This is a genomic window from Halobellus clavatus (assembly GCF_900107195.1).
Classification (GTDB): domain Archaea; phylum Halobacteriota; class Halobacteria; order Halobacteriales; family Haloferacaceae; genus Haloquadratum; species Haloquadratum clavatum.
In genome coordinates, this window is the sequence record NZ_FNPB01000003.1 from 35,737 (window position 1) to 58,977 (window position 23,241).

The window sequence follows — 23,241 nt, forward strand, 5'->3', positions numbered from 1 at the left end:
TATGAAACTCACTGTCAAACCCCTCAAGCAGAAGGACGCCGGTCGCGGACTCGCCGCGATCGACCGACAGGCCGCCACGGAGATGGATCTCGAAGGCGGCGACTACATCAGGATCGACGGGAGCGACGGCACCGCCATCGCTCGCGTCTGGCCCGGCTATCCCGAGGACAGCGGCACGGGCGTCGTGCGGATCGATGGCCGACTTCGGCAGCAGGCGAACGTCGGCATCGACGACCACGTCGAAGTCGAGAAGGCTGACATCAAGCCCGCGAAGCACGTCTCGGTCGCCCTCCCGCAGAACCTCCGGATCAGCGGCAACATCGGCGCGCACCTCAGAGACAAACTCGCCGGCCAACCGGTGACGCAGGGCCAGAACATCCGCGTCCCGTTCGGCTTCGGCTTTATGTCCTCGGGTAATCAGCCGATCCCGCTGAAGGTCGCCTCGACCGAGCCCGAAGGCACGGTCGTCGTGACCGACTCGACGGAGGTCTCGATCAGTCAGACCCCTGCCGAGGAGATCCAGTCCGGCGAGGCGGAGGAGAGCGACACGCCCAACGTCGCCTACGAGGACATCGGCGGTCTCGACAGGGAACTCGAACAGGTGCGGGAGATGATCGAACTGCCGATGCGGCACCCCGAACTGTTCCAGCGGCTCGGCATCGAGCCGCCGAAGGGCGTCCTCCTCCACGGTCCGCCGGGGACCGGCAAGACCCTGATCGCGAAGGCCGTCGCCAACGAGATCGACGCCTCCTTCCACACGATCTCCGGCCCCGAGATTATGTCGAAGTACTACGGGGAGTCCGAAGAACAGCTCCGCGAGATCTTCGAGGAGGCCGAAGAGGAAGCGCCGGCCATCGTCTTCGTCGACGAGATCGATTCGATCGCGCCCGAGCGTGGCGAGGCCGGCGGAGACGTTGAGCGCAGAGTCGTCGCGCAACTGCTCTCGCTGATGGACGGGCTCGACGAGCGCGGCGAGGTCGTCGTCATCGGTGCGACCAATCGGGTCGACGCGATCGACCCGGCACTGCGACGCGGCGGCCGCTTCGATCGCGAGATCGAGATCGGCGTGCCCGACCGCGACGGCCGCAAAGAGATCCTGCAGGTCCACACGCGGAATATGCCGCTGGCCGACGGCGTCGACCTCGATCAGTACGCCGAGAACACCCACGGCTTCGTCGGTGCCGACATCGAGAGCCTGGCGAAGGAGGCCGCGATGACGGCCCTCCGCCGGATCCGACCCGAACTCGATCTCGAATCCGACGAGATCGACGCGGACATGCTCGACTCGATCGAAGTCACCGAGGACGACTTCAAGGAGGCGATCAAGGGCATCGAGCCCTCGGCCCTCCGCGAGGTCTTCGTCGAGGTCCCCGACGTCACCTGGGACGACGTTGGCGGCCTGGACGGCACCAAAGAGCGTCTCCGCGAGACGATCCAGTGGCCCCTCGACTACCCCGAGGTGTTCGAGCAGATGGATATGCAGTCCGCCAAGGGCGTGCTGATGTACGGGCCGCCCGGGACGGGCAAGACGCTACTCGCGAAGGCCGTCGCCAACGAGTCCGAGTCGAACTTCATCTCGGTGAAGGGGCCGGAACTCCTCAACAAGTACGTTGGTGAGTCCGAGAAGGGCGTTCGCGAGATCTTCCAGAAGGCCCGCGAGAACGCCCCGACCGTGGTGTTCTTCGACGAGATCGACTCGATCGCGACCGAGCGCGGCAGCAACACGGGCGACTCCGGCGTCTCCGAACGCGTCGTCTCCCAACTGCTGACCGAACTCGACGGGCTCGAAACGCTCGAAGACGTCGTCGTGGTGGCGACGACCAACCGCCCGGACCTGATCGACTCGGCGCTGCTGCGGCCGGGCCGACTGGACCGCCACGTGCACGTTCCCGTCCCCGACGAGGCGGCGCGCCGGGCGATCTTCCAGGTCCACACCCAGCACAAGCCCCTGGCTGACGATGTCGACCTCGACTCGCTGTCGCGTCGCACCGAGGGCTACGTCGGGGCCGACATCGAGGCGGTCTGCCGTGAGGCCTCGATGGCCGCCAGCCGAGAGTTCATCAACAGCGTCTCTCCCGAGGAGGTCGACGACTCCGTCGGTAACGTCCGCGTGACGATGGACCACTTCGAGCGCGCCCTCAGCGAGGTCGGTCCGAGCGTCACCGCCGAGACGCGCGAGCGCTACGAAGAGATCGAAGAGCGCTTCCAGACCAGCGAGGTCGAGCGCGAACCCGAGGCCGGCGTCGGTCGGACGTTCCAGTAAGGATCCGGCTTCGGGGCCGATATCGGTCGGCTCGGCCACGCTCCTTTAACTCCGAAATAAACCCGTTTATCGTTCACTTCATCAGAAACGTGGTGTCACCTAGACGTCCGCGTCGAGGCCGTCCAGGTCGGTGAGGATCGTCGCCGCGTGGCCTTCGGCGTCCACGCCCTCGTAGGTGAGGACGATCTCGCCGTCGGGATCGATCACGTACGTGTTCCGGAACACGCCGTCGAAGGTGTTGCCGAACATGTTTTTCTCCCCGTAGGAGTCGTACGCGCTCGCGACCTCTCCGCCCTCGTCGGAGAGCAGTCGGAACGGAAGGTCGTACTCCGCCGCGAACGATTCGAGGTCTGAGACCGAGTCGTCGCTGATCCCGAAGACGCTGACACCGCGCTCGCCGAACTCGTCGTAGGTGTCCCGGAAGCCGCAGGCCTCCGTCGTGCAGCCGGGGGTATCGGCCCGCGGGTAGAAGTACACGACGACGAACTCGCCGCGGTGATCCGACAGCGAGACCGTCTCGCCGTTCTGATCGGGCAACGCGAAGTCCGGCGCCTGCGTTCCTGTCTCCAGCATACGAATCGGGTTGCAGGGTCTGGTGCTTGAACGTACCGCTCTGGCCGTCACTCCAATCGCTCGGCGGCGTCGCGCTCGATGAGCGGCCCCGCGTTGGTGCTCGGGAGCGTCACGACGTCCTCGGCCGCGAGATCGTACTCCCGCTCGTCGACGCCGAAGATCCGGCCGACGTCCTCGGTGATACGGAGCGTCAACCGCTCGGTGTCGTCGCCGCTCCCGCCTCGCGCTTCGGGCCCCTCGGACCCGCCGGTCGGCGGCGAGGCGTCCGGCACGCTGTCTGCTGGCAGGCCGCCGTCCCGAGCGGTCCGCTCCCCGTGTTCCGTCTCGGTCGGTTCGCTCTCCGTGGCGTCCTCGGCCTCCGCACCGACGACCGGCGCTTCCGTCGCCGCCGCGTCCGGCGGGGCATCCGGCGGGACGGCCGGCCCGCCGCCGTCGGATGGGTGTCCGGCGTCCGGCTCTGCGGAGGGGTCGGACCGCCCCGCGGGCGGGTCCGGAGCCGTAGCCGACCCCGTTGTCGCCGCCGAGTCACCCGGTGCCGGCTCCTCAGGCGCTTCCTGATCCGACTCCGACGACGGACCGCCCATCGCCTCAGCGAGCACGTCGTCGGGTGACGCGGTGTTTGTGGGATCCGCGGGGTTCGCGGCATCTGTGGCATTCGCGGCATTCGTAGTAGCCGCGCTATCTGTCGTATCCGCTGTGGCCTCGGAGACGCCGGGCGCAGTCGTCGCCGGCGATCCGTGCTGTGCAGACGCGCGATCGCTCGCCGCCTGTCCAGGTGGCGCGTCCGCGGGTTCGGTCTGGTCGACGGCGGGACTTCCCTCTCCGGCGAGGACGTCCAGAATCGTCTGTCGGCTCTGCTTGATACGTCCGACGAGATCGTCGAAGAGCGCCCGTTCCTCGGCAGTCAGTCCGTTCGTGTCGGCACTCATATCCGCGGCCGCGAACGACGCCAGTTTGACCACCTTCCCGACCCGGCGCTCGTAGATCGCCTCGACGACCTCTTCGGCGGTCTCGATCTCGTCAGTGAGTTCTCCGACTGCCGGATCGCCGAAGGGATCGTCCGCGTCCGCCGCCGCCCGTTTCCGTTCGGCTTTCCGCTCTTCGATGTAAGCGGCCACGTCCGCGTAGAACGAATCGCGGAGATGCTGGAGGCTGTCCTTCTGGCGCTCGGTCCGTTGGACGCTCCGCAACTCGTCTAGATCCATATCCGTTGTCTCCCGTTCACTCTTTGATCTTCTCCGCGCGTCCTCGGGCCATCAAGAAGATCCCGAGGCATTCCTCTACGGAGTGCTCACCCTCCGGGATACTAAACGTGTCGCCGTCGAAGTCTACCGGGCCCGGATCGGTGACGGTCACGGCGATGTCGCGGCCCCGAAAGCGGTCGGACACGGCGTCTTCCAGCGGCCGGAACGACTCGATCTCCGAGCGGTCCAGCGGCGTCACTGCCAGCCCCGAGCCCCCGTGGAGACTCCCGGGGAGCCGAATCAACCGCTTGGTGTCAGTCGTCACGGGTTCGTCGATGGGCGCCGTCTCGGCCTCGATCGCCTCGGACGCGAGCGCGTCGACGAGGATGCGCGTGCCCGGCCCGCCGGCCTCGACGTTCCCCTCGCGGATGGCCTCGAAGTTGTGCTGGATCTGCCCGAGGATGGTCTCCGCGCGGCCCGCGCCGATGCCGTCGAGCTCCTGCAGTCGGGCGAGTGCGTCCGCCTCGTCCATTTCGCGGAGCCGCTCGGCGAGGTCGACGAGTCGAGTGTGGACGCGCGCGCCCCACCCGCCGCGGCGGCGGAGTACCCGCCGCGTCGTGCCGCGGTTCGAGACCGTCTCGATCAGGCCGTCGCGATCGAGATCGATCGCGCGGACGTAGTCGACGATCTCCCGGCGGGCCTCGCTGTCGAGTCCTCTCACTTCCGGATCCCGGACGTGGACGTGGTAGCCCCGGCCGCCCGAGAAGACGACCGAGACGTCCGTGAAGCCGAAGTCGTCGTCGACGAACGAGAGCAGATTCAGCAGTTCCTCCTTGCAGGCGGCGAGCATCTCGGCGTACGACGTCTCATCGGGGTCCACGCCGGGGAGGTGGTCCGCGTCGAGGTCGAAGACCAGATCGGCGGACTGCCAGCCCTTCTCGTCCATCGAACTCGCTCCCGGATCGGCGAACCGCGCCGAGGAGAAGTAGACGTGCCGCGGGGCCGTCCGGTGGAGGAAGTCGCCGAGGTCACCGACGTCCAAGAGGGACTGGTGGCGAACCATCGTCGTCGAGCCCGCGCTCCAGGGGATGTGCCCCCACTCGCGACGGTCGGCCGCAGGCGGGAGTGAGATGTCGCTCCGACGGTAGTAGTCGCCGAATCGACCCTCGAGATACGTCCGCGTACGCGACTCCATCAGTCAGATTCGATAGCGAAGGGAGGGCTAAAGCCGTTGTGACTCGGGCGAGCGCGAGCGCGTGCTCACTCGAACTGCTCGCGGTCCGGGATCCCGTCGCGCCCGAGGATGATCTCCTGGGCCTCGACGTCCTCCAGCGACGCGACGAGCCCGCCGATCTCCAGCGTTCCGTCGTCGGTCTCCAGCCTGAGCGAGGCGACCTCTTCTGTCTCCTCGAACGTCGTGGTCTCGATCTCGCCCTCGACGATCACCGGGTCGCCGCTTTCGATGTCGCGGCCCGTGATCGAGGCGTAGAAGGGGCCGTCGAACACCCGGACGTCCTTCACGGCCCGGCGAATCGAGGCGTATCGGCGCGGGAACGGTCGGCGCTTGCCGTCCTCGGCGAGCGTCTCGGCGGTCGACCACAGGACCGTCCCGAAGAACCCCGAGACGAGAAAGCCCAGCGCCGAGCGGTTGAAGATGACGCCGTACCGGTCGCGGTCGTCGCGGAGCGCGTCCTGTGTGGCGTAGATCGAGTAGTTGCCGTCGGCGACGGCGAGGACGGGGGTCGTGATCCCCCGTCGCGCTCGGGCCACAGTCGCGACCTCCAGGTAGTCGAACGACGACGGATCGGGAGCGCGAGATCCGGGCGTGACCAGCAGGTCGATGCTCACTCCCGCGTCGATGGCGGTTGCGAGGTCGTCGCGGAAGCGACGGAGGAGTTCGGGCGTAAGCGAGAGGACGATCTCGTACTCGGCGCTCTCGATGATCTCCTCAATGTACCGGAGGATCGTCGAGCGCGACTTCACCAGCGAGACCGCTTCGGTGTCTCGGGCCGGCGCAGTGTACCGCGCCTCGAGTTCGGAGACGAGATCGTCAAGCGACTGCTGTACGTCGCCGAACGCGTCGTCGGGATTGACGGCGACGACCTTCATCGGGCGGGACTCACGGAGTTCGACGAGTCCGCGATCCGAGAGACTCCGGACCGTGTCGTACACCCGTGGCTGCGGGATCTCGCTCCCGTCGGCGATCTCGGAGGCCGTCAGCTCCCCGTGTTCGAGCACTGCGAGGTAGGCCTCGATCTCGTACTCGCCGAGGTTGAACCGGTCGCCGACGCGTTCGAGCGTCGTTCGAAGTTCGTCTGCCATACCAGTATCTCTGACCCCCGACACTTACAATTTACTAAACTTCGAGTAGCACTCGATTGTCGAACCGAATCCCAGCCGAACGATTCTCATAGATCCAGCCGACCCACTGACAGCCCGCAATCGCCTTCCAGCGGGTGCCTCGCGGATGCTGCGGACCTTCGCCGACGATCCGGGCGATCGCCCGGCCCGTGCCCGTGGAACCGCCAGGATGCGGGATCGGGCTCCCGACCGACGTGCGAATCACTTCCGTCCGGCGAGCTGACTGCGATCCCACCGACTCCCGACCGCGAGAGCGATTCTCACCGACCGAGCGGGTGGTGTTTCCCCATCGGGTGACAACGCTTTTTATGTGCCCCCACGCTGGTCGGAGGTATGCTGTCGCCATCGACGATCGTGGCTGCGGCGACGCCCACTGGATCGACTGGGATAGTGTCGTCGTGGCTCCAGATTCCGGGCGTCCGGCCGCTGCTCGCCCTCCTCGTCGTGGGTCTGGGTGTCGTCGGCTCGCGGTACGTCGTCAGACTCCTCGGTCGACCGGTGGCTCGCCAGTTCAAGCGACAGAGTGTCGCCCAGACGGTGCTGCGACTCATCCGCCTCGCGGTCGTCCTCATAGCTCTCGGCGGGGCCGCCCGGATCCTCGGTCTCGAAGTCGGCGATCTCGTGCTCTCGGTGACGGTGTTCTCGGCCGTCCTCGGTATCGTTCTCGCGCCGATCGTCGGCAGCATCATCAACGGCGTGTTCGTCCTCGCAGACCAGCCGTACGAGATCGGCGATCTGATCGAACTGGAAGACGGCCGGCGGGCGTTCGTCGACGAGATCACGATCAACTACACCAAACTGCTCACCCTCGACAACACCTCGCTGGTGATTCCGAACTCCTCGATCCGCGACCGGCTGGTGACGAACTTCTCCGCAGAGGACGAACGTGTCCGGCTCGGACTCGACGTCCTCGTGACGTACGAATCCGACACTGAAGCGGCCCGTCAGCATATGCGCCGCGCCGCGGCTGCCGAAGCCGAGGTGGTCGAAGGGGGACCCGACATTCGTATCGGCGGGGCCAGATACCCTGCTGGCCCGACCGTCCATCGGGCGGACTTCGCTGACGACGGCGTCCTCCTCAGACTTCGATATTGGGTGAAGAAACCCTACCGGATCGCGACCATCGAATCGCACATCCGCGATCGGATCTGGGACGCGGTCACGGATACCGACGCCGTGGAGTTCGCCTACCCGCATCGACATCTGGTCTTCGACGACACCAGCGGCACGCTGGACGCGACGGTGGACTCGCGCGCCGAGCGCGAGATCGAGGCCCACGCAGAACGACGGGCAGGGGACGCCGATTCCCCGGGTACACCGTCCGAAACTCAAGATATGCCGACCGGCGGCGCGGAACCGACCACCGATGAGACGTCAGGCAGCGACGAGTGAGGCCCCCAGGTCAGTTGTCGGCCCGGACGGTGATCACAGTGCACTCCAACTTTTTGCGAAGATACGACTCGATGTCCGGGTCGTCGAGGATCCGCCGGAGCATCTGCCGCCAGCGACCCGCCTGTTTCGAACCGAGGACCACCACGTCGGCGGCCTGTGCGGCCACCTCTTCGAGGATCGCCTCTTCGACGATGAACCCACGGCGGACGACGTAGCGTGTCCGATCCTGTGAGCCCACCGCCGACTCGACGGCGCGCTTCAACGCCGCCCGCGTCACCCCTCGGCTGTCCTGGTAGAGGTCGACGTGGAGGACCGTCAACTCGGCCTCCTGTTCCCGGGCGATCCGGACTGCTTCCGAGAGCGTCGCTCGCGAGTGCTTCGAGAGTGGGTATCGCACGGGGACCACCACACGCGTCATTATAGGCCCCGACGCCCCCGCGGTTCCTGAACGTTTGCACTCCACGGTCGGCCAGCAGTCCAGGCCTCTCGACTCATTCGTCCGCTCCCGTGGCGGTGTCTTCGCGCGGTGTCCGGTTCGTTCCGATCCGCCTGATGCGTCCGTCGGGCGCGGCGTCGATGCCGAATTTGCGGGCGTACGCCGCTAGCACCTCGAACTGGATACCGCCCTCCCCGATCCGGTGCTGCTCGCTGAGCGTCGGGAACTCGTGGTCCGTGTGGAGAAGATACGCCGACGTGGCGATCGTGTATCGCCGATCGGAGTCGATCGGCTCGCCGGCGACAGTCGCATCGAGCAGTTCGTTCGCGTCGTCGTCCCACTGGATGGTCGCGCCCGAGACGTGCCCGTGCCACCACCCGGGTTCGCCGAAATCGACGACGGCGGCCGCGGACTCTCTGAAGATCTCCCGTAACTCCGCACCGGTCACTTCGGCGCGGACCACGTGCTCTTCGAACGGGATCACGCTCACGAGGTCGGCGACGGTCACGGCTCCGGCGAGCGGCGGGCCGTTACGGATCCCGCCGCTGTTCTGGAGGCCGACGTCCGCGTCCAGCGACCAGCGATAGGCGTCGGCGACGAAGTTCCCGATCCGACACTCGCCGCCGAAGACGGTCTCCTCGCTTCGATCGATCGGCTCCTCGAGGGTGGTGACCACTTCATCGAGACCCGCGGCGTCGATCCGTCCCTCCAGCGCGTCCACGACGTCCTCGGCGACCGGCGCCTGGGCCGTTTCGTGTCGTGTGACGTCGATTCCACCGTCGGCATCGCTGCCGATCTCGACCTCGAAGATCACGTGCCCGTTCGCCCCCGGCCGGAGCAGGCGCGCCCCAGCGACCCGCTCGTCCCGCTCGGCGTGGACGTGCCCGCCGAGGATCACGTCGACGTCGACGCGGTGGGCGAGTTCGTCGTCGCCCCCGCCGAGGTGGGAGAGCGCGATCACGTGGTCGACGCCTCGGTCCCGGAGGTCGGCCACGGCGGCTTCGGCGGCGTCGTAGGGGTCGGTGAACACCAACTCTCCCGCCATCGGGTTCAGTGATGGCGTCGCCGGATCAGTCACGCCGAAGAACCCGAGGCGGACGCCGTCGACCTCCCGGATCGTCGTCGGGGTCACGTGCTCGGCCGCGAAGCGGTCGCCGTTGGCGTCGACCACGTTCGCCGCCACCCACGTCTGCGGCGCGTCGGCCACGACGCCGCGGGCCGCCGCCGGACCGTAGTCGAAGTCGTGATTGCCGAACGTCTCCACGTCGGCGTCGATCGCCCGGAAGAGATCCAGGGCCTGACGGCCGCGTTCGATGAGCGCTAACACCCCGGGCGAGGTGTTGTCGCCGCTACCGCAGACCACGGCGTCCGCGCCGGATCGCGAGCGGATCGCGCCCGCGAGCCGGCCCACACGGACGGGATCGTCGTAGACGTTCTCGATGTCGGAGTAGTGGAGGAGACGCGGCATCGACGCTGTGTGATCGGGCGACAGAAAAGAACTCGTCGGTGTGGGTCGACGACGGGCGACCCCGGTCGGCTTACTCGCCGTCGCGGAGTTGGAACGCGACCGTGACTTCCGCCTGGTACTCTCGGTCCTCGACGGAGGCGATCTCGACCCCGAGTTCGTCCACTTCGATCCAGTGGACGTTGTCGAGCGTCTCGTTCGCTCGGTCGATCGCGTCGTCGACTGCTTCGTCGAAGCTCTCACCGCTCCGTCCGATTAGTGTTACTTTCTTGAAGACCATCGCCATACTGGGGTACAGCACGGACCAAAATAAGTCCCGGGGGCCGTCTCGGCGGGGCCGCCCCGACCTACAACCGCGCGTCTCCGTCCCGGCCGTCGGCGAGGCGGTCGCTGAGCGCGTCCACCACCTCTGAGAGTTGCTCGCTCCCGTAGACCGCGACGAGGATCGCGCCGACGGTGTCGAAGACGAGATCCAGCATCGAATCCTCCAGTCCGTACTGCGTGAGGACGCCCTTCGTCCCCGTCATCGAGGCGGCGAGGCCGATGCCGAACTCGATGACCTCCCAGAGGACGCCGAACGCGACGACGAAGAGCAGGATGAAGACGAACTGGAACCGTGCCGGGAACGAGACGTGTTCGGAGTGGAGGTCGACCGCACGCGTCGTCGCGTAGCCGACGCCGGCCACGAGGCTCGCCGACAGCGCGTGCGTCAGATGATCCCACCACCAGATGTCGACGTAGGGCTTGCCGACGCCGGGGATGGTGATCGTCCCGAGTGCGTGGAGGAAGACGGCCGCCGAGATCCACAGGGCCAACCCGGCGTCGATCGGGATCCCGAGGTCGCGTTCGAGGACGCCCGGCAGGAACGTCACGAGCAGTCCGACGAGCGCGTTGATCGCGACCCCGGCGTTGCGAGCGACGAGGCCGCCGACGAAGGCGAGGAGCAAGAAGAGTTGCATCCCGCGGGCGGCCTGCCGCTGTCGTCGCTCGGAGATGTGCAGCACGTCGCGGATCCTCATCGGCGAGGTACCTCCTCATCGGGCCGTTCACCCGGCGTGGCCTCCGGAATCCGACGGACCAGGCGCGCGTGTCGCCGGAAGTAGTACTCGAAGAGGACGCCGGCGGCGACGCCAGCCAGTGTCGCGGCGACGAAGTCCCACATCAGCGCCTCCTCGATCACCGCCTCGGCCCGGCCGTCGTAGAGGAACCGCGTGCCGATGAGGACGTCCGAGAGCCACCGCACGACGGCCCAGATGCCCGCCGCGGCCATCGTCGTCACGACGACGAACACCACCGCGAAGCGGTGATTCATCTTCACGCGCGTGAACACGTCCAGCTCGACCGCGATCAACAGCGCCACCGCAGCGACGGCGACGTACGTGGTGAGTCGCCCCGAGAACGTCATCCCGCCGATCGACTCGCCCGCGACGAGCGCCCGCGAGACGATCGGGAGGGCGGCGAGCAGCACCACCTCCCAGGGGAGCATCGCCGTCACCTGGCGCTTTGCGACCGGCGGGACGAGAGTCACGACGAACACGCCGACGGTGAATCCCGCCCATTCGAGTTCACCGGCGAGGAACTGCCCGACTGCGGCGACAGCGAGAAAGACTGCGATCGCCCCGGCGAGCGCGGCGTTGATCCGCCGGCTCTCGACGACGCTCGACAGCCCCGAGTTCGACATAGACGTGTTAGGTACCTACCGGTACAAAACGGTTCGTAGACGACGACCGCGAGCGCAGAATGGCCGCATAGCTGTCGGGGTCCATCGAGAGCGGATCCGAATCGCCAGCGACCGCGACCCCGGGAGTCAGGCGGCGTCGGGGAGGTGGACGTCGTAGTCGCCGTCGTCGGCGACGCCAATCACGGCCCATTCGTAGCCCGGATCGACGCTGGCGAGTCGATTCTGTACGGCCCCTGTCTCGGACGCCGGTGCGACGAAGCAGCGGAATCGATAGTCGTTCGACGGTTCGCCGCCGTCCGCGAGGAGTCGGCGGCCGTTGAGGTCATCGCCGTCCGAAAGCGCCGTGACGCGAACCGTGCGCCACTTCCGCTCGGCGACGAACTCCGGTCCGTCGCCCGAAACACTGTAGCCCAGCCGACTGAAGATCGCCCGGGCGTCTTCTGCGGGAGGCATGCTGACAGGGGGCATGTATCTGGACGTACGGCAGCCGACCGCATAAATCTTGTTACGGTATCACATACGTGAGAATCGGCCGGGGACAGCCGCTCACTCGTGCGCTGCGTCCCACTCCTCGGGCTTTCGGACGTTGCCACAGGCGTTGCACTCGATCCGACCCATCGTGTCCATCGCGTTGTCCGTGGACTCGCAGTTCCCGCACACGTACCCCCAGCGCTCCTCGCCGTCCGCCGTCGTGTATGCGACGAAGAACGGCCCCTTCATCCCTCGTTCGCCGTTGTGCCGGTCGACGTGGACGGTCCCGGCCTCGGGCGTGGTGAGCGGATCGAGTTCGACAGCCATACCCGATACTTACGAGTGTGCCAGTATAGTCCTCACGTTCGGGTCGCCGGCTGCGCGGGAGAATGCGTCAGGTACGGAAGGATTCGCCACACCCACACTCGCTCACGACGTTCGGGTTCTCGACGTGGAACCCCGCGCCCTGGAGGCCTCCTTCGTAGCGCAGCGTCGACCCGCCAACGTAGTTCTGGCTCGCTGGATCGACGAATACGCGAAGCCCGTGCTGTTCGACGATCGCGTCGTCGCTCTCGGGTTCGGTGTCGAACCGCATCCCGTAGGAGAGCCCCGCACAGCCGCCCTGTTGGACGAACAGTCGGAGTCCAGCAACGTCAGTATCGAGTCCCTCGGACTCGATGAGATCGAGGGCTTCCGCGGCGGCCTCCCGGGTGACGGTCACCGCGGTACCGGCGTCACTTTCGGCCGATTCAGTGCTCATACAACCGGTTACAACACCGACGATGTTAATGCTAACGCTGTCGGCCGATGCGAAACCACAACTGGTTACATCTCACGCGCGATCCCCGACACGACATATATCATTCTCCTCCGCGAACGGTCCGGTATGTACGAGATGATCCTCGTTCCAACCGACGGAAGCGATCAGGCGGCCGCCGCACTCGACCACGCCGTCGAACTTGCCCGGACCGCTGATGCGACGGTACATCTGTTGTACGTCGCCGACACCAACCGCGATAGTGTCACCACTCTCGGCGGTCAGGTCGTCGACGCGCTGGAGGCGGAAGGCGAGCAGATCCTCGAAACGGCGACCGATCGGGTCGGCGGCGTCAGGATCGTCGACAGCGTCGAGACGGGCGACCCCGTGGAGACGATCCTCGACTACGCCGACAGCGTCGACGCCGACGTCGTCGTGATGGGAACCCACGGCCGTCGCGGCCTGGATCGGTATCTCCTCGGAAGCACGACCGAACGCGTCGTCCGACACTCACAGAGACCCGTCTTGACGATCAGTGGGGCCGAGTCCGACTGAGGGCGCTCACTCGTCCGCTCACTCGTCCGATCGATCGTCCGCCCATCCCCCGGTTTCCGCTGGGTCCAACGAGTGGGCCGTTCGGTCGCCGCCCGGCGGGCCGTTGTCGATCGGTCTGACGCCGGTCCCGACGACGACGCCCGGCAGATCGCTCTCCCCGGCGACGCGGACGTTCGTGAACCCCGCGGACCGGAGTGCTGCGGTGAGGCCCTCCGTCGAGGTGAGTTCGAGCGGCCGTTGCTCGCTCGTCACCACCGAGTCGCCGTCGCGCCGATCCGTGACGCGGTAGTCGATGCTGACGACGTCGTCGCTCCCGATGTCGACGGCGCGTTCGAGCCGGTATCTCGACCCGCGGTAGGTCTCTACCTCCGGATCGAACACCGCCTCGGGATCGGTGGGGGCGGCGAGGATCACGATCCCACCGGGCCTGAGCGCGACGTAGGCTCCGCCACAGACGTCGAAGGCCGAGTGCCGGGCCACTGCGGGTTCGAGGACGCAGACCGCGTCGAACGCGCTGTGGACCGGTGGCGCGACCGGCCGACCGCAGACGACTGACTCCCCACGGGCGGCCGGAAACCGGAGGTGGGCCCGTCGATCGTCGGCCCCGACGACTTCGTAGTGCGTCCCGAGTGGCGCCAAGAGCGCGCCGAGGCCACAGCCGAGTTCGAGGACGCGGTCGACGCCGGTCGGAACGCGACGCCGGACGAGCTGTGACCGACGCTCGCCCCAGTCCTCGGGGACGGTCCGGGCGTGCACAGGGGCCAGCGTCGTGTCCATCGAGTGCGCCGCCGCCGGGTCGGCCAGCACGGCCCGGCACGCGTCGGCGAACGTCAGCGGGCGGCGGCCGGGCATCGCTACTCCGAACCGGTGTCGAACCGCGCACGGACGCTCTCGGCGTGGGCTTCGAGCCCCTCGGCCTCCGCGAGCGTGGTGATCGTCTCCGAGAGGGACTCGAGCCCCGACCGATCGAGTCGCTGTACCGTCGTCGAGCGGAGGAACGTGTCCACGGAGAGTCCGCCCTCGCGCTTCGCGCCCCCCGACGTGGGGAGCACGTGGTTCGTCCCCGAGGCATAATCGCCCGCCGCGACCGGGGTCGACGGGCCGAGGAAGACGCTCCCGGCGTTCGTGATCCGATCGAGCAATGCCTCGTCGTCCTCGGCCTGGATCGAGAGGTGCTCTGCGGCGTACTCCTCGGCGAACAGCACCGCCTCGGACATCGACCGCGCGTGGAGGACACCGGAGGCGTCGTTCGCCAGTGCCTCGCGGATCACGTCGGCCCGCTCGCGGTCCTCGATCCGTGCACTCACCTCACTGACGATGTCCGTGGCGACCGACTCGCTATCGGTCACGGCGACCACCGAGGCAGCGGGGTCGTGTTCGGCCTGCGCGAGGAGGTCGGCGGCGACGAGGCCGGGATCGGCGGTCTCGTCCGCCAGCACCAAGATCTCCGACGGCCCCGCGAGGAAGTCGATATCGACGTCGCCGCGGACGGTGGCCTTGGCCGCAGTCACCCACTTGTTGCCCGGGCCGACGATCTTCTGGACCGACGTGACGCTCTCGGTCCCATACGCGAGCGCGCTGATCGCCTGCGCTCCGCCGACGCTGTAGATCCGGTCCGCGCCGGCGACGTCTGCGGCCGCGAGCGTCACCGGGTTCAGTTCCTCGGCCGGTGGCGTCGCGAGCGCCACGTGGTCGACGCCCGCGACCGTCGCGGGCACGACGCCCATAATCACACTGGAGGGGTACGCAGCGGTGCCGCCGGGCGCGTAGACGCCGACGCGCTCGAGGGGTCGGAACCGCCGGCCGAGTTCCCTGACGCCCGCCTCGGATCCCTTCGCGTCCCCCTCGGCGCCGAACGACGCCCGCCAGTCTTCGGGCATCTGCCGCTCGTGGAACTCCCTGACGTTGGCTGCGGCGGTCTCGATCGCCTCTCGGACGTCGTCGTCGATCTCGTCGTATGCCCGCTCGGCCGCGTCAGTCACGTCGAGATTCCCGACCTCGACGTCGTCGAACTCTCTGCAGAACTCGCGGACGGCGACGTCTCCCTCGGTCCGGACGCGCTCGACAATCTCCTCGACGTCGCTTCGGACCTCCGTCACTCCCGCGTCGCGCTCAAAAATTGCCGCGCGCTCGTCGGGGGAGAGCTCGGAGATGGCCCGAACTTCCAGATCCATACGGCTCGATTCGACGCGGGTGGGTAAGGACGTTCCGGAACGACAGGTCTCGCGTTCGGCGCGAAAGCCGCCGGTCGGGTGACCCGCGGCCGGTCGCGTTACGCGACCTGTCGCTCGTCGCTGAACGTCACGGTCTGGTCGGCCGTCTCCACGGTCGTCTGGACGGTGATCCAGCCGTCGTCGTTCTGGATCTTCAGCGCTTCCGAGAACGATAGTTCGACCTGCCGCGTCGTCGTGTACGACTCGCCGGCCCCAAGCGTCCCGACGGACTCGTTCCCCTGCCAGACGACGTCGCCGTCGGTCCCCTGGCCGGCGAAGATCCGCGTGTAGACGGTGACGTCTTCGGCTGTCGTGTCCTGCTGGTTCCGTAGCGTCGAGGTGACGTCCCGGCAGGTCTGCCCGCAGTTCTCGATGTTCTCGATCGCGAAGCCGAACGGCGGCCGCGGCGTCGCCGTTGCCGTCGTTCCGTTCCCGTCAGTGGCCGTCTCGGTCGACGGTGTCGCCGTGGCCGTCTGCGTCGGGAAGGGCTCCGCGCTCGCCCCGTCTCCACCCGGCAGTAGGTCTCCGCCGACGACGGCGACGCCGCCGCCGATTGCCACGAGTAGCGCGATGACGATGATGAATTTTCCTTCCATAGTGTTCGGGTGAGTGCCCGCCCCGGGGTCCCCGCGGACCGGCATTCCGCTGTGAGGCCAGGGCGGAACCGCTGTGTTTCGGTCTCGTGCCTCGTTCAAATAGTGGTACCGGTCCGCACTATCACGAGGCCGACGTGGCGGTCGAGGTACCAACGTCCTCGTCGCCTGCGTCGTCGTTACCGGCCGCGTCGCTTACGCTCGGTCCGAGGCTATCCAGCGTGCCGTCGACGAACTGCTGGACCAGCCCGTGGATGTCGGAGACGAAGTCCGGAACCGGACCGGGGAGATCGTCCGGCGGCCCAGCCGTTCCGGCGTCCTCGGCCGCTCCGGGGTCCGCCTGAGCGGCCGTCCCGCTATCTGCCGCGCCTGTGCTACCGGGTACCGCGGCCGCAGCGCCAGTCGCAACGACGAGCGCTGCGAGTGCGGCGGCAAGTAGTGTGGTTCGGTTCATTGCTCTGCACTCGGATTGGGGCGGTGGAGCCCCCTAAACGGGCGACTTCCTGAACCGGGCTTGTCCCGGTTTTTCGCCCGAGTTAGCGACGTTTTATCCGGATTATCCGCCGATACGACCCATTCGGGCCGAACGAGCGCATCGCTCCTCCGGGGACGCCGACCACATTCCGGCGCGCGGGCCGCGACCGACTACGGATGCGACCAGTACGCGACCGATTCCTCGTCTCCGTGGTCGTCGACGCGTGCGAACCCGATCCGCTCGAACTGAATAACGTCGCCGTCTTCGGTCGCGCCGAAGTCCGGTTCCGCGACGCCGGAGACGTCGCCGTCGGGCGTCCGCAGTCGGACGGCGACGGTGTCCGTCGCGGGCGCCCAGTGGATCACGTCGACGTCGCCCGCCCGAACCACGTCGATGTCGTCACCGGTCGCGACGAGGCTGTCGCCCTCGCGCCGGACACACGCGTAGCCCTTCAGCCAGACGCGGTCTCCCTCCGCCGGCACGTCCTCCGGTTCGACGACGACGCCGTCGGCCGCGGGGACGGTCCGCTCACCGCGGGACTCGTGATCGGGGTGTATCGGGGGGTGGCCGGCGTCCGGCCCACCCTCGATCGGGAACATCTCGCCGTCTCTGACCAGGAAGTACCGCTCGGCCTCGTCGTCGACGAGCTCTCTGTTCTCGGCGTAGACGGAACTCATCGAGAGGTCCACGTTCGAGGTCGAAGTGCCCAGCGCGGCCAGCGCTTCGACGACGGCTTCACCGCGAATCCCGCGGCGTCGCAGACTCTTCAGTGTCGGCGCGCGCGGGTCGTCCCACCCGTCGAGGTCGCCCGCGTCGATCTTCTCTTTCAGCGTCGACGTCGAAAGTTGCACGTCGTAGGCGTCGACCTGCACGTGGCCCCAGTGGACCACCTCGGGGTACGTCCAGTCGAAGTAGTCGTAGACGAACCGCTGGCGCTTCGCGGAGTCCTGGAGGTCGATGCCGCGGATGATGTGGGTGACGCCGGTGAGGTGGTCGTCGACGCCGGACTGGAAGTCGAGCATCGGCCAGCACCGGTACTCGGAGGCCTCCTCGCGCGGGTGCGGCGTGTCGATCATTCGGAACGCGACCCAGTCGCGCAGCGCGGGGTTCTTGTGGTCGATGTCCGTCCGCACGCGGAGGACCATCTCGCCGGCGTCGTACTCGCCGTCGACCATCGCCGCGAACTCCCGCCGGGTCGTCTCCCGATCCTTTTCGCGGTGGGGACAGGCCTCTCCGTCGTTCTTCAGTTCCGAGAAGGTCTCGCCCGAACACGAACACGTGTACGCGCCGCCGGCATCGATCAGGTCGCGGGCGTGCTCGTAGTAGGTCTCCAGGCGGTCGGACGCGAGGATGACCTCGTCCGGCTCGAATCCGAGGTAGTCGATGTCTTCGAGGATGGCGTCGTAGGCCTCCAGATCGGGCCGCTTCGTCTCGGGGTCCGTGTCGTCGAAGCGGACGACGAACGACCCGTCGTATCGCTCCTTGTACCGACCGATGACCGCCGGCATCCGGGCGTGACCGATGTGCCAGGGTCCGTTCGGGTTCGGCGCGGCCCGCATCCGCACCTCGTCGTAGTCGTCGACGTTCGGGAGATCAGGCAGGTCGTGCTCGTCGCCGTCGTCTTCGGCTTCGATCGCGGCGAGTTCCTCGGGTGCGAGCGTCTCCAGTCGCTCGCGCTTCTCCGCCGTCGAGAGGTCGTTGACGCGCCCGACCACGCCACCGATGATTCCGGGGATCTCGTCGCCGTGGGGGCGGAAGTCGGGATTCTCCCCCATCAGGGGGCCCATCACGGCTCCGACGTCGGCGTCGCTCTCGTATTTGACCGCGTTCAGGAGCGCGTGCTTTTCGGCCTCGCGCTCGACGCGTTCGCGTAAGTCCTCGTCCATTACCCGTCGGTGGGTCCTCCCCGGTAATCAAACGAGGGATTTTCCTCCCGGCGGCCGTCTGGTCGCCGTGTTCGACGCAGACCGGGTCACGACGGTTACCTTCGATTCCTACAGCACGCTCGTCGACGTCGATGCAGCGGAAGCAGCGCTCGCCGACCGGGTTGCGGAGCCCGAACCGATCTCGAAGCACTGGCGGTCGCGCTCGCTGGCGTACACGTTCGTCGCGAACCAGATCGACGCGTAGCAGCCGTTCTACGACATGAACCGGGACGCGCTCCAGTACGCGCTCGATGCCCACGGGGCCGACGTCTCCACGGAGGAACGCGACGAGATCCTGGCGGTGTACCACGAGTTGGACGTCTTCGACGACGTTCGACGGGAGATCGAACGACTCCGCGAGGCTGGGTACGACTGCTACGTCCTCTCGAACGGCAACCCCGAGATGCTGGCCTCGATGGTCGAAAACGCCGGGATCGGGGACCTGCTCGTCGACACGATCAGCGCCGACGAGGTCCAGAGGTTCAAACCGAGTGCCGAACTCTACCGGCACGCGGCGGCCCGCACGGGGACGCCGATCCGCGAGACCGCGCACGCGACGGCCGCGTGGTTCGACGTGCTGGGCGCACAACACGCCGGAATGCAGGGCGTCTGGGTGGACCGGAAAGGGAACCCGTGGGATGGAGTGGCCGGGGACCCGGCCCTCACCGTCGAGACTCTGGACGCTCTGGCCGACGCGCTCGGGGCCTGAGAACGGAGCAGCAGAAGGCCCGACTCGCCCGCTCAGTACCCGCGGGTGATCAGGTAGTCCGCGATGTCCGCGAGGAGGTCTCGGGCCTCGTTGTCCGGCAGGACGTCGAGGTGTCGCTTGGCGTTCGCGGTGAGTTCTTCGGCCTTCGCTTCAGCGTAGGCGATCGATCCCGACTCCTCGAGCCGGGAGACCGCCGACTCGATCTCGGCCTCTGAGACGGTCTCGACGTCGGCAGCGGCGACCAGCCCATCGACGTCGACGCCGTGCTGCCGCGCGTGAAGCGTAATCAGCGTCTCCTTGTTTTCCACCAGGTCGGAGCCACGCTGTTTCCCCAGCGTCTCCGAGGGCACGGTCAGGTCGAGGACGTCGTCTTGGATCTGGAACGCCCGCCCGGAGTCGATGCCATAGCGATACAGCGCGTCGACGGTGTCGTCGTCGGCGCCCATCAGGGTCGCCGCCGTCGCCGCCGCCGCGCCGTAGAGCACGGCCGTCTTCAGTTCGATCATCTCGAGGTATTCCTCGGGGAGGACCTCCGTCCGGCGCTCGAACTCGACGTCGAGCGCCTGTCCTTCGCAGATCTGCGTACACGTCGTCGCGAGGCGTCGGACGGCCTCGAGTCCGTTCTCGGGGGCGGCACCCGTCTCCGAGAGCAACTCGAAGGCCTTCGCATACAGCGTGTCGCCGGCGAGGATCGCCGTCTCGGTATCGTACTCTCTGTGGACCGCCGGAACGCCGCGACGGAGGTCGTCGTCGTCCATGATGTCGTCGTGGATGAGCGTGAACGACTGGATGACCTCGATGCTCGTCGCCGCCGACATCACGTCGATCTCCGAGCCGTCGAGCGCGGGGAACGCGTGGTAGTCGACCGACAGCGGCTCGACGTCTGCGAGCGCTTCCGCAGTCAGGAGCGAGACCGTCGGCCGGAGGCGCTTGCCGCCGGCCTTCAGCAGGTAGCGCGTCGCCTCGTAGAGCCGCTCGGGCGACTTCATCGGGACGTCGTCGTCGAGCGCCTCGTTGACGAGTTCGCGTCGCTCTGCGACCGCCTCGAGCACCCGTTCCTCCGTCGCTTCCGAGTTCATCTCACTCCACCAGCTGGATCATATTCCCGTTCCGCGTGACGTGCAGGTCGCGTCCCATCGCGTAGCCCTGCGACTCCGCGAGGTCGACGTACGGCGCGAAGCCTTCGAGGTCCTGGTGAGCCGGGATGACGTGCTGCGGCTGGAGCGCGTCGAGCATCTGGTAGTGCCCCTCTTCACGGAGGTGCCCCGAGACGTGGACATCGTCGTAGATGCGCGCGCCCTGCATCTTCAGGAGGCGCTCGGACTGGTAGCGCTGGCCCTCGTTGGTCGGCTCGGGGATGACCCGCGCCGAGAAGATGACTTTGTCGCCGTCCTCGATTTCGTAGGGCGTCTCGCCGCGACCCATCCGGGTGAGCATCGCGCGCGGCTCGCCCTGGTGGCCCGTGACGATCGGCAGGTAGTTCTCCTTCCCTTCCTTCATAATCCGCTTGAACGTCCGGTCGACGGACTTGCGGTGGCCGTACATTCCGACGTCGTCGGGGAAGTCGACGAAGCCGAGTCGTTCGGCGGTGCCGGAGTACTTCTCCATCGAACGGCCGAGCAGGACGGGCTGGCGGCCGATGTCCTTCGCGAACTCGACGATCGAGGAGACCCGCGAGACGTGTGAGGAGAACGTCGTCGCGACGATCCCGCCGTCGTAGTCCTCGATCGAACGGATGGTGTCTTCGAGGTGGTTCCGCGCGTGCGACTCGGAGGGCGTCCGGCCCTTCCGGCCCGCGTTGGTACAGTCTTCGATGTAACAGAGGACACCGTTGCCCTCGCGGCCGATCTCGCGGAACCGCTTCATATCGATCGGATCCTCGAGGACCGGCGAGTGGTCCATCCGCTTGTCGAGCCCGTAAACGACCGCGCCCTCGGGCGTGTGGAGGACGGGGTTGATCGCGTCGATGATCGAGTGCGTCACGTGGACGAACTCGAGTTCGACTTCGCCGGAGTCGCCGATCGACATCGTTTCGCCGGCTTCCATCTTCACCAGGTCGTTGTTGAAGTTCCCGCTGAACTTACTCTCGCTCTCGACCTGCTGTTTCACTAACTCGATCGTGAACGGCGCAGACACCACCGGGGCGTCGTAGCGGTGTGCGAGTTTCGAGATCGCCCCGATGTGGTCGAGGTGACCGTGCGTCGGCACGATGGCCTGCACGTCGCCCTCGAGGTCGGACATCACCCGGTCGTCCGGGATGGCGCCCATATCGATCAGGTCGAGACTGTGCATCTTTTCGGTCTCCACGTTGTCGTGGATGAGGACCTGACTGAGGTTCAGGCCCATGTCGAAGATGACGACGTCGTCGCCCGCGCGAACGGCCGTCATCTGTCGACCGACCTCTTCGTATCCGCCGATTGTCGCAATTTCGATTTCCATAGTTGAATCCGAGCATCGAAAGCCACCGGGTGAGTGCCGCTGTTCCAGTCGCACTCACGATATGGCGAGGGTGCTCACGTAAACGTCCCGTCGAGTCCGCTGGCCCGCTGTGGGCGGGCTTCGGGACCGATCGGCCCCGGCGTCTTGCAGCACGTCGGTCGTCGGTCCCGCGTGCCCGAACCGCTCGGACACTTACCCGCGGGAGTCTTGGTACAGATGACTTCTCGGCCGGGTACTAAAAACTAACCGGGTTGGGCCGCACTCGTGTGTCCGACGCGATCAGTGTCGGAGAAACGCTCTGGCGTCGGGACGCGCGGTGTCGCCTCTCACCTGCGGACACCGACCCCCACGAGGGCACCGAACGGCCCGCCGAATCCGCTCCTCTCGGGGTCGGTCCGGCACATTTAATACCGAAACGAGAGGCGCTTGGGATATGAGCGGTCGACCCCTCGACGTTCTCGAAGCCGCGCTCGAAGATGTCGTCACGATCACATTGAAAGACGGCACTGCGTACTACGGCACTCTCGCCGGGTACGATCAGCACATGAACGCTGTCCTCGAGCCGGCAACGGACGTCGACGAGACCGTCCGGGCCGAACTGGAAGTCACGGCGGTCGAAGACACAACGATTATACGCGGCGACAACGTCGTGACGATACAAGTATGACGGGCGCAGGCACCCCTAGTCAAGGCAAGAAGAACAAGACGACGCACGTCAAGTGCCGTCGGTGCGGCGAGAAGTCCTACCACGTCAAGAAGAAGGTCTGTTCCTCGTGCGGATTCGGGAAGTCCGCGAAGCGTCGCGACTACGAGTGGCAGTCGAAGGCCGGCGACAACTGATTTCTCGAGGTCTCTCGATTCCAGCGTTGCGACCGAGGTTCTCTGACCGTTCGACCCACGAGCCCTCGCTGTAGCGTCTACGGCCGCACCATCGGCCCCGCCGAATGCTGGGGACCTTTGTCCGTCGAATTCGAAGTCCCCAGTATGAGCAGCGAGGACCCGTCCGACGCTCACGACCACGAGACCGATCACAGCGACGGAGACGACGAGCCCGCCGAAGGTGGGCACAGTCACGATCGCGGCGGCCACGACCACGACCACGACGGTCACGACGGTCACGACCACGACCACGACGGTCACGATCACCACGCCCACGACGTTGGGTCGTTACAGGCCGCAGTGGTGACAGTCTCGTCGTCCCGGACGCTCGAGGACGATCCGGCCGGTGACGCGATCGAGGCGGCCTTCGAGCGCGAGGATCACGAGGTCAGCGTCCGTGAGGTCGTCGGCGACGACTTCGACGGCCTCCAGTCGGCCGTGGATCGCCTGGTCAGCCGCGACGACGTCGATGTCGTCGTGACGACCGGCGGAACGGGCGTCACACCAGACGACGTGACCGTCGAGGCGCTGAGCGACCTCTTCGCCAAGCCGCTCCCCGGATTCGGCGAGCTCTTCCGCCGCCGGTCTGAGTCCGAGATCGGAACGCGCGTCGTGGGCACGCGCGCCAACGCTGGCATCACACAGGGCGTCCCGGTCTTCTGCCTCCCGGGGAGCGAGAACGCCGCTCGACTCGGCAGCGAGGAGATCATCGTCCCGGAGGCCCCGCATCTCGCGGGACTAGCGACGCGTCACGAGCACTGACGCAGAGGGCTGCGGTTCGTCCGGCTATCCGTCCCGCGACGACTGCGACACGGCGATACTCTCCCGGCCGAGAGGTCAACCCACCCCGATCACCGTCGGAGCGCCGAC

At 67.1% G+C, this 23,241-nt stretch carries 25 protein-coding genes and 1 pseudogene; 7 read left to right on the plus strand and 19 right to left on the minus strand.

Annotated features, from left to right (window positions below; genetic code table 11):
• Position 1 precedes the first annotated feature (1 nt).
• Entirely contained in the window at positions 2-2,263 is a 2,262-nt protein-coding gene (locus BLU74_RS05725) for a CDC48 family AAA ATPase (RefSeq protein WP_089766222.1), read from the plus strand.
• 99 nt (positions 2,264-2,362) lie between these two features.
• Here the strand turns inward: BLU74_RS05725 and bcp are convergent, their stop codons facing one another.
• From bcp to trmB, 4 genes are all read right to left on the minus strand, one after another.
• Entirely contained in the window at positions 2,363-2,836 is a 474-nt protein-coding gene (gene bcp / locus BLU74_RS05730; RefSeq protein ID WP_089766225.1) for a thioredoxin-dependent thiol peroxidase, read from the minus strand.
• Positions 2,837-2,883: 47 nt separating this feature from the next.
• Entirely contained in the window at positions 2,884-4,041 is a 1,158-nt protein-coding gene (locus tag BLU74_RS05735; RefSeq protein ID WP_089766227.1) for a DNA replication complex subunit Gins51, read from the minus strand.
• Positions 4,042-4,057: 16 nt separating this feature from the next.
• A complete protein-coding gene (gene priS / locus BLU74_RS05740) occupies positions 4,058-5,215 on the minus strand; it encodes a DNA primase small subunit PriS (RefSeq protein ID WP_089766230.1) in 1,158 nt (385 codons plus the stop codon).
• A gap of 65 nt (positions 5,216-5,280) precedes the next feature.
• A complete protein-coding gene (gene trmB, locus BLU74_RS05745) occupies positions 5,281-6,342 on the minus strand; it encodes an HTH-type sugar sensing transcriptional regulator TrmB (RefSeq protein WP_089766232.1) in 1,062 nt (353 codons plus the stop codon).
• A 372-nt stretch (positions 6,343-6,714) separates the two neighbouring features.
• Here trmB and BLU74_RS05750 point away from each other — a divergent pair, with 372 nt between their 5' ends.
• Positions 6,715-7,773: a mechanosensitive ion channel family protein gene (locus BLU74_RS05750; protein ID WP_089766235.1), complete on the plus strand. Its 1,059-nt coding sequence runs from the start codon at positions 6,715-6,717 to the stop codon at positions 7,771-7,773.
• A 10-nt stretch (positions 7,774-7,783) separates the two neighbouring features.
• On the opposite strand, the gene BLU74_RS05755 is transcribed toward BLU74_RS05750, so the two are convergent.
• The 8 genes from BLU74_RS05755 to BLU74_RS05790 form a co-directional block, all read right to left on the minus strand.
• Complete coding sequence (locus BLU74_RS05755) at positions 7,784-8,191, minus strand: universal stress protein (RefSeq protein ID WP_089766239.1); 408 nt, start codon at positions 8,189-8,191, stop codon at positions 7,784-7,786.
• A 73-nt stretch (positions 8,192-8,264) separates the two neighbouring features.
• A complete protein-coding gene (locus tag BLU74_RS05760; protein ID WP_089766241.1) occupies positions 8,265-9,677 on the minus strand; it encodes a bifunctional metallophosphatase/5'-nucleotidase in 1,413 nt (470 codons plus the stop codon).
• A 70-nt stretch (positions 9,678-9,747) separates the two neighbouring features.
• Positions 9,748-9,954: a dodecin gene (locus BLU74_RS05765; RefSeq protein ID WP_089766571.1), complete on the minus strand. Its 207-nt coding sequence runs from the start codon at positions 9,952-9,954 to the stop codon at positions 9,748-9,750.
• A 67-nt stretch (positions 9,955-10,021) separates the two neighbouring features.
• Entirely contained in the window at positions 10,022-10,693 is a 672-nt protein-coding gene (locus tag BLU74_RS05770; protein ID WP_089766243.1) for a DUF2238 domain-containing protein, read from the minus strand.
• On the minus strand, positions 10,690-11,355 hold the full coding sequence (locus BLU74_RS05775; protein WP_089766246.1) for a hypothetical protein: 666 nt from the start codon (positions 11,353-11,355) through the stop codon (positions 10,690-10,692). Before BLU74_RS05775 ends, BLU74_RS05770 begins: the two co-directional genes overlap by 4 nt.
• 126 nt (positions 11,356-11,481) lie before the next feature.
• On the minus strand, positions 11,482-11,823 hold the full coding sequence (locus BLU74_RS05780; RefSeq protein ID WP_217635339.1) for a DUF7116 family protein: 342 nt from the start codon (positions 11,821-11,823) through the stop codon (positions 11,482-11,484).
• A 78-nt stretch (positions 11,824-11,901) separates the two neighbouring features.
• Positions 11,902-12,153 (minus strand): DUF5816 domain-containing protein, encoded by a 252-nt coding sequence (locus tag BLU74_RS05785; protein ID WP_089766250.1) that lies wholly within the window; start codon positions 12,151-12,153, stop codon positions 11,902-11,904.
• Positions 12,154-12,220: 67 nt separating this feature from the next.
• Positions 12,221-12,586, minus strand: a complete 366-nt coding sequence (locus BLU74_RS05790; RefSeq protein ID WP_089766253.1) for a HesB/IscA family protein — start codon at positions 12,584-12,586, stop codon at positions 12,221-12,223.
• A gap of 126 nt (positions 12,587-12,712) precedes the next feature.
• Here BLU74_RS05790 and BLU74_RS05795 point away from each other — a divergent pair, with 126 nt between their 5' ends.
• A complete protein-coding gene (locus BLU74_RS05795) occupies positions 12,713-13,138 on the plus strand; it encodes a universal stress protein (RefSeq protein WP_089766256.1) in 426 nt (141 codons plus the stop codon).
• An 18-nt stretch (positions 13,139-13,156) separates the two neighbouring features.
• Here BLU74_RS05795 and BLU74_RS05800 read toward each other — a convergent pair whose 3' ends face one another.
• From BLU74_RS05800 to BLU74_RS05820, 5 genes are all read right to left on the minus strand, one after another.
• On the minus strand, positions 13,157-13,990 hold the full coding sequence (locus BLU74_RS05800) for a class I SAM-dependent methyltransferase (RefSeq protein WP_175454577.1): 834 nt from the start codon (positions 13,988-13,990) through the stop codon (positions 13,157-13,159).
• 2 nt (positions 13,991-13,992) lie between these two features.
• Positions 13,993-15,312, minus strand: coding sequence for a histidinol dehydrogenase (gene hisD / locus BLU74_RS05805; RefSeq protein ID WP_089766258.1), 1,320 nt, complete (start codon positions 15,310-15,312; stop codon positions 13,993-13,995).
• Positions 15,313-15,410: 98 nt separating this feature from the next.
• Entirely contained in the window at positions 15,411-15,947 is a 537-nt protein-coding gene (locus tag BLU74_RS05810) for a hypothetical protein (RefSeq protein WP_089766572.1), read from the minus strand.
• Between the two features lie 121 nt (positions 15,948-16,068).
• Positions 16,069-16,398, minus strand: coding sequence for a hypothetical protein (locus BLU74_RS05815; protein ID WP_089766260.1), 330 nt, complete (start codon positions 16,396-16,398; stop codon positions 16,069-16,071).
• Between the two features lie 191 nt (positions 16,399-16,589).
• Positions 16,590-18,305, minus strand: a complete 1,716-nt coding sequence (locus BLU74_RS05820; RefSeq protein WP_089766263.1) for a glutamate--tRNA ligase — start codon at positions 18,303-18,305, stop codon at positions 16,590-16,592.
• A 67-nt stretch (positions 18,306-18,372) separates the two neighbouring features.
• On the opposite strand from BLU74_RS05820, the pseudogene BLU74_RS05825 reads away from it, so the two are divergent.
• Positions 18,373-19,053 (plus strand): annotated as a pseudogene (locus tag BLU74_RS05825) (haloacid dehalogenase type II).
• A gap of 32 nt (positions 19,054-19,085) precedes the next feature.
• On the opposite strand, the gene idsA3 reads toward BLU74_RS05825, so the two are convergent.
• Together idsA3 and BLU74_RS05835 are read right to left on the minus strand one after the other, a co-directional pair.
• Positions 19,086-20,132, minus strand: a complete 1,047-nt coding sequence (idsA3, locus tag BLU74_RS05830) for a geranylfarnesyl diphosphate synthase (protein WP_089766265.1) — start codon at positions 20,130-20,132, stop codon at positions 19,086-19,088.
• Between the two features lies 1 nt (position 20,133).
• Positions 20,134-21,492 (minus strand): ribonuclease J, encoded by a 1,359-nt coding sequence (locus tag BLU74_RS05835; RefSeq protein WP_089766268.1) that lies wholly within the window; start codon positions 21,490-21,492, stop codon positions 20,134-20,136.
• A gap of 433 nt (positions 21,493-21,925) precedes the next feature.
• Between BLU74_RS05835 and BLU74_RS05840 the strand changes: the two genes are divergently transcribed.
• The 3 genes from BLU74_RS05840 to BLU74_RS05850 all read left to right on the plus strand — a co-directional run bounded on the left by BLU74_RS05840 (position 21,926) and on the right by BLU74_RS05850 (position 23,133).
• Complete coding sequence (locus tag BLU74_RS05840) at positions 21,926-22,159, plus strand: LSM domain-containing protein (RefSeq protein WP_089766270.1); 234 nt, start codon at positions 21,926-21,928, stop codon at positions 22,157-22,159.
• Positions 22,156-22,332: a 50S ribosomal protein L37e gene (locus BLU74_RS05845; RefSeq protein WP_089766274.1), complete on the plus strand. Its 177-nt coding sequence runs from the start codon at positions 22,156-22,158 to the stop codon at positions 22,330-22,332. The genes BLU74_RS05840 and BLU74_RS05845 overlap by 4 nt, the downstream gene beginning before the upstream one ends.
• A gap of 144 nt (positions 22,333-22,476) precedes the next feature.
• Positions 22,477-23,133 (plus strand): MogA/MoaB family molybdenum cofactor biosynthesis protein, encoded by a 657-nt coding sequence (locus tag BLU74_RS05850; protein WP_089766276.1) that lies wholly within the window; start codon positions 22,477-22,479, stop codon positions 23,131-23,133.
• Positions 23,134-23,241 lie beyond the last annotated feature (108 nt).

Excerpts from the sequence above, each read along its gene's own strand:
- BLU74_RS05725 (WP_089766222.1), top strand. The coding sequence starts at position 2 with ATGAAACTCACTGTCAAACCCCTCAAGCAGAAGGACGCCGGTCGCGGA.
- bcp (WP_089766225.1), bottom strand. The coding sequence starts at position 2,836 with ATGCTGGAGACAGGAACGCAGGCGCCGGACTTCGCGTTGCCCGATCAG.
- BLU74_RS05735 (WP_089766227.1), bottom strand. The coding sequence starts at position 4,041 with ATGGATCTAGACGAGTTGCGGAGCGTCCAACGGACCGAGCGCCAGAAG.
- priS (WP_089766230.1), bottom strand. The coding sequence starts at position 5,215 with ATGGAGTCGCGTACGCGGACGTATCTCGAGGGTCGATTCGGCGACTAC.
- trmB (WP_089766232.1), bottom strand. The coding sequence starts at position 6,342 with ATGGCAGACGAACTTCGAACGACGCTCGAACGCGTCGGCGACCGGTTC.
- BLU74_RS05750 (WP_089766235.1), top strand. The coding sequence starts at position 6,715 with ATGCTGTCGCCATCGACGATCGTGGCTGCGGCGACGCCCACTGGATCG.
- BLU74_RS05755 (WP_089766239.1), bottom strand. The coding sequence starts at position 8,191 with ATGACGCGTGTGGTGGTCCCCGTGCGATACCCACTCTCGAAGCACTCG.
- BLU74_RS05760 (WP_089766241.1), bottom strand. The coding sequence starts at position 9,677 with ATGCCGCGTCTCCTCCACTACTCCGACATCGAGAACGTCTACGACGAT.
- BLU74_RS05765 (WP_089766571.1), bottom strand. The coding sequence starts at position 9,954 with ATGGTCTTCAAGAAAGTAACACTAATCGGACGGAGCGGTGAGAGCTTC.
- BLU74_RS05770 (WP_089766243.1), bottom strand. The coding sequence starts at position 10,693 with ATGAGGATCCGCGACGTGCTGCACATCTCCGAGCGACGACAGCGGCAG.
- BLU74_RS05775 (WP_089766246.1), bottom strand. The coding sequence starts at position 11,355 with ATGTCGAACTCGGGGCTGTCGAGCGTCGTCGAGAGCCGGCGGATCAAC.
- BLU74_RS05780 (WP_217635339.1), bottom strand. The coding sequence starts at position 11,823 with ATGCCCCCTGTCAGCATGCCTCCCGCAGAAGACGCCCGGGCGATCTTC.
- BLU74_RS05785 (WP_089766250.1), bottom strand. The coding sequence starts at position 12,153 with ATGGCTGTCGAACTCGATCCGCTCACCACGCCCGAGGCCGGGACCGTC.
- BLU74_RS05790 (WP_089766253.1), bottom strand. The coding sequence starts at position 12,586 with ATGAGCACTGAATCGGCCGAAAGTGACGCCGGTACCGCGGTGACCGTC.
- BLU74_RS05795 (WP_089766256.1), top strand. The coding sequence starts at position 12,713 with ATGTACGAGATGATCCTCGTTCCAACCGACGGAAGCGATCAGGCGGCC.
- BLU74_RS05800 (WP_175454577.1), bottom strand. The coding sequence starts at position 13,990 with ATGCCCGGCCGCCGCCCGCTGACGTTCGCCGACGCGTGCCGGGCCGTG.
- hisD (WP_089766258.1), bottom strand. The coding sequence starts at position 15,312 with ATGGATCTGGAAGTTCGGGCCATCTCCGAGCTCTCCCCCGACGAGCGC.
- BLU74_RS05810 (WP_089766572.1), bottom strand. The coding sequence starts at position 15,947 with ATGGAAGGAAAATTCATCATCGTCATCGCGCTACTCGTGGCAATCGGC.
- BLU74_RS05815 (WP_089766260.1), bottom strand. The coding sequence starts at position 16,398 with ATGAACCGAACCACACTACTTGCCGCCGCACTCGCAGCGCTCGTCGTT.
- BLU74_RS05820 (WP_089766263.1), bottom strand. The coding sequence starts at position 18,305 with ATGGACGAGGACTTACGCGAACGCGTCGAGCGCGAGGCCGAAAAGCAC.
- idsA3 (WP_089766265.1), bottom strand. The coding sequence starts at position 20,132 with ATGAACTCGGAAGCGACGGAGGAACGGGTGCTCGAGGCGGTCGCAGAG.
- BLU74_RS05835 (WP_089766268.1), bottom strand. The coding sequence starts at position 21,492 with ATGGAAATCGAAATTGCGACAATCGGCGGATACGAAGAGGTCGGTCGA.
- BLU74_RS05840 (WP_089766270.1), top strand. The coding sequence starts at position 21,926 with ATGAGCGGTCGACCCCTCGACGTTCTCGAAGCCGCGCTCGAAGATGTC.
- BLU74_RS05845 (WP_089766274.1), top strand. The coding sequence starts at position 22,156 with ATGACGGGCGCAGGCACCCCTAGTCAAGGCAAGAAGAACAAGACGACG.
- BLU74_RS05850 (WP_089766276.1), top strand. The coding sequence starts at position 22,477 with ATGAGCAGCGAGGACCCGTCCGACGCTCACGACCACGAGACCGATCAC.